This window comes from Synechococcus sp. R6-7, from assembly GCF_047461695.1.
Lineage (GTDB): Bacteria > Cyanobacteriota > Cyanobacteriia > Thermostichales > Thermostichaceae > Thermostichus.
In genome coordinates, this window is sequence record NZ_JANSHS010000506.1 from 1 (window position 1) to 3,640 (window position 3,640).

The 3,640-nt window shown below is 57.6% G+C and carries 4 protein-coding genes; 3 read left to right on the plus strand and 1 reads right to left on the minus strand.

Going from position 1 to position 3,640, the window contains the following annotated elements; all coding sequences use genetic code 11:
• Window positions 1-493: 493 nt before the first annotated feature.
• The 3 genes from NW815_RS13490 (at window position 494) to NW815_RS13500 (ending at window position 2,733) form a co-directional block, all read left to right on the plus strand.
• Entirely contained in the window at window positions 494-1,918 is a 1,425-nt protein-coding gene (locus NW815_RS13490; RefSeq protein WP_011434138.1) for a form I ribulose bisphosphate carboxylase large subunit, read from the plus strand.
• Window positions 1,919-1,984: 66 nt separating this feature from the next.
• Window positions 1,985-2,392, plus strand: a complete 408-nt coding sequence (rcbX, locus tag NW815_RS13495) for a RuBisCO chaperone RbcX (RefSeq protein ID WP_011434137.1) — start codon at window positions 1,985-1,987, stop codon at window positions 2,390-2,392.
• 8 nt (window positions 2,393-2,400) lie between these two features.
• A complete protein-coding gene (locus NW815_RS13500; RefSeq protein ID WP_011434136.1) occupies window positions 2,401-2,733 on the plus strand; it encodes a ribulose bisphosphate carboxylase small subunit in 333 nt (110 codons plus the stop codon).
• Between the two features lie 321 nt (window positions 2,734-3,054).
• Here NW815_RS13500 and NW815_RS13505 read toward each other — a convergent pair.
• Window positions 3,055-3,640 (minus strand): DUF92 domain-containing protein (locus tag NW815_RS13505; RefSeq protein WP_414416123.1); only part of this gene is annotated, 586 nt, incomplete at its 5' end.

The window sequence follows — 3,640 nt, forward strand, 5'->3', positions numbered from 1 at the left end:
GGGTGGACTTGCTCCGCTCCCTCAAAGAAGGGAGCTTTTGGTTTTGGCCAGGGATTCCACCCAAAGGATATTAAGAAAGCCAAAGAAATCTGTATTCTCAGCGGGAAGCAGGGGGCCTCACTTTAATTAAACTAATCAAACTCATAAAGAAAGTAATGATCAGCCCATTATTGCGGATGGTAGCTTAGGATTAAACCTATATAGAGTTGTGTCTGCCGAGATTCTAGCTTAGGCGCTGTATAAATTCCTTTCCGCTGGGTTTGCAAATCCAGGGAGTCGAAGCTAGTGATTGAAGGCGCTCGAAAAGAAGGGTTTAGGGCTTCCATCCGCCAGGATGAAGAGTGTCTTAAGGCCCAACTTTGGCCTCGCGGTTGTGGGGCGGTCTTATTCACGGAAACTCGGCGGTCTCGAGTTTTGGCCCTGAGTTTTTCCTCTTGGTTGCATCCGTGAAGGGCATTTTCTGGTTCTGTAATTCGTTCAGAGGGAGATCAACGTGGCCTACTCAGCAACCCAATCCAAAAGCGGCTATCAAGCCGGTGTGAAGGATTACCGACTCACCTATTACACTCCCGACTACACGCCTAAGGATACCGATGTCTTGGCCTGTTTCCGAGTTACCCCTCAACCGGGCGTTCCTCCCGAAGAGGCGGGGGCAGCCGTGGCGGCTGAGTCTTCGACGGGCACCTGGACAACGGTATGGACCGATTTGCTGACCGACTTGGATCGGTACAAAGGCCGCTGCTATGACATCGAGCCGGTTCCCGGCGAAGACAACCAGTACTTCTGCTTCGTCGCCTATCCGCTGGATCTGTTCGAGGAAGGCTCGGTGACCAACATGCTCACCTCGATTGTGGGCAACGTTTTTGGCTTTAAGGCCCTAAAGGCGCTGCGGCTGGAAGATGTGCGGATCCCGGTGGCCTACCTGAAAACCTTCCAGGGCCCTCCCCACGGCATTCAGGTGGAGCGGGATAAGTTGAATAAGTATGGCCGTCCGCTGCTGGGCTGCACCATCAAGCCCAAGTTGGGCCTTTCTGCCAAAAATTACGGGCGGGCCGTGTATGAAGCTCTGCGGGGCGGCCTGGACTTCACCAAAGATGACGAAAACATTAACTCCCAGCCCTTCCAGCGCTGGCGGGATCGCTACTTGTTCGTGATGGAGGCTGTCCACAAGGCCCAAGCGGAAACCGGCGAGATCAAGGGCCACTATTTGAACGTGACGGCGCCCACCTGCGAAGAGATGTTCAAGCGGGCCGAGTTTGCCAAGGAGTTGGGCGCCCCTATCATCATGCACGACTACTTGACAGCCGGCTTCACTGCCAACACCAGCTTGGCCAAGTGGTGCCGGGATAACGGCATTCTGCTGCACATTCACCGGGCCATGCACGCGGTGATCGACCGGCAGAAAAACCATGGCATCCACTTCCGGGTGTTGGCCAAGTGTTTGCGCATGTCCGGTGGCGACCACCTGCACTCCGGTACGGTGGTGGGCAAGCTGGAAGGCGACCGCGCCATTACGATGGGCTTTGTGGATCTCATGCGGGAAAACTACGTAGAGGCCGATCGCTCCCGCGGCATTTTCTTCACCCAAGATTGGGCTTCCATGCCAGGGGTGATGCCGGTGGCTTCCGGTGGGATCCACGTTTGGCACATGCCGGCCCTGGTGGAAATCTTCGGCGACGATTCGGTGCTGCAGTTCGGCGGCGGAACCCTGGGGCACCCCTGGGGCAATGCGCCGGGCGCAACCGCCAACCGGGTGGCCTTGGAAGCGTGTATCCAAGCTCGTAACGAAGGTCGAGATCTGGCCCGCGAAGGCAACGACATCATCCGGGAAGCGGCCAAGTGGTCGCCGGAGCTGGCGGCTGCCTGCGAGCTGTGGAAGGAAATCAAGTTCGAGTTCAAGGCCGTCGACACCCTCTAGAGATCTGCTGGGGGCAAGGGATCCCCACGGTTCTCTTGCCCTGCTGGCTCCCTCCCTGGATCGGCAATGGATCTGAAACAGATCGCCAAGGACACTGCCAAGACCTTGATCAGCTACCTGACTTATCAGGCGATGCGCACGGTGCTGGCCCAACTGAGCGAAACAGATCCCCCCAGGGCCCTTTGGCTACAGCAGTTCTCCGCTCGGCAAAACCTTCAGGATGGAGAAGCCTACCTGCGGGCTTTGTTGGCTGAGCGTCCTGAGTTGGCCTATCGCATCATGACCGTTCGCGAGCACATTGCTGCGGAGGTGGTGGATTACCTGCCGGAGATGGCCAAAGCCGGCATCCAGCAAGCCAACATGGAGCACCGCCGCAATCATCTAGAACGGATCACCTCAGCAACAGGATCCCTACCCGTTACCCACCCGGAAGCGGGATCCCCCCCACAAAACCCTAGGCTCGAAACGGAGTGACACCGATCATGCAAACCTTACCAAAAGAGCGCCGCTACGAAACCCTCTCCTATCTGCCGCCGCTGACGGATCTGCAGATCATCAAGCAGGTGCAGTACATCTTGGATCAGGGCTACATCCCGGCCATAGAGTTCAACGAATCGTCTGAACCAACGGTTCGCTATTGGACGCTGTGGAAGCTGCCCCTGTTCAGCGCCACTTCTCCCCAGGAGGTGCTCAGCGAAGTGCAGGCTTGCCGCAGCGCCTACCCCAACTGTTTCATTCGCGTGGTGGGGTTCGACAACATTAAGCAGTGCCAAGTGCTCAGCTTCCTGGTCTATAAGCCCAGCGGCCTGCGCTAAGGGAGCTCTGGTCAGCGAAAGGGGAGAGCTTCTCCCCTTTTGGTCAAGCCTCCTGGCTTGACTTCTTTGTATGGCCGTTCTCGGTGGCACGGCAATAGAGACCGTGGTTCGGTAATGGTCATGTACAACGTTGCCGTCAACGGGCAACCGGGGTTGGGAACCAGCCTCGTTGGTCTCGGATGTTGCAGCACTCCTTCAGAGACCTGCGGGTCTATGAAGCAACTGGGACAGAGGAAGGGACAAAAACCTCACTGTTAAGGGGATGGGGCACTAGAAACCCCATCTGCCTATACGGTGGGGTAGTTCATGGTGACCCTATTTCTAGGATCCGATGCCCATAAGGGATCCCAGCCCTACCGCCAGAAGAGCGGCCAGGGTTGTTTGAATACTGTTTACAACTTCGTTGGTCATCCAGGCCAAACGGGGTTGTAACACCACTCCCATCCAGCTTTCCGCCAGGGTGGCCAGGATCCCAGCCAGCCAGCAGATGCCCAACCAAAATGGGCTTTCCCCCACCCACTCCCCGCCAATCCCCCAGGCCAACCCGGCCATCCCTGCCGCTGCCGCCACCCCCGCCAGGGATCCCTCTAGGCTTACAGCTCCTTCTGTGCCCGCCGGCACGGACTGGAAGGTGGTGATCAAAAAGGTCTTGCGGCCATAGGCTTTCCCCACCTCGCTGCTGACGGTATCGGCCAATTTCGCTGCAAAGCTGGCGCTGTATCCCAACCACCACAGGGGATGCGGGAAGAAAGCGTATCCTAGCGCACATACTGCCCCGGTTAAAGCGGATCCCCAGACGTTCTCCGGCCCTCGCGCCCCCTCTCGCTTTTCGGCGATCCCCTGCGCCTGCTTGCGCCGGATCCCCAGTTTGGTTACGGCTGTCCCTATTAAAAAATAGGCGGCTACC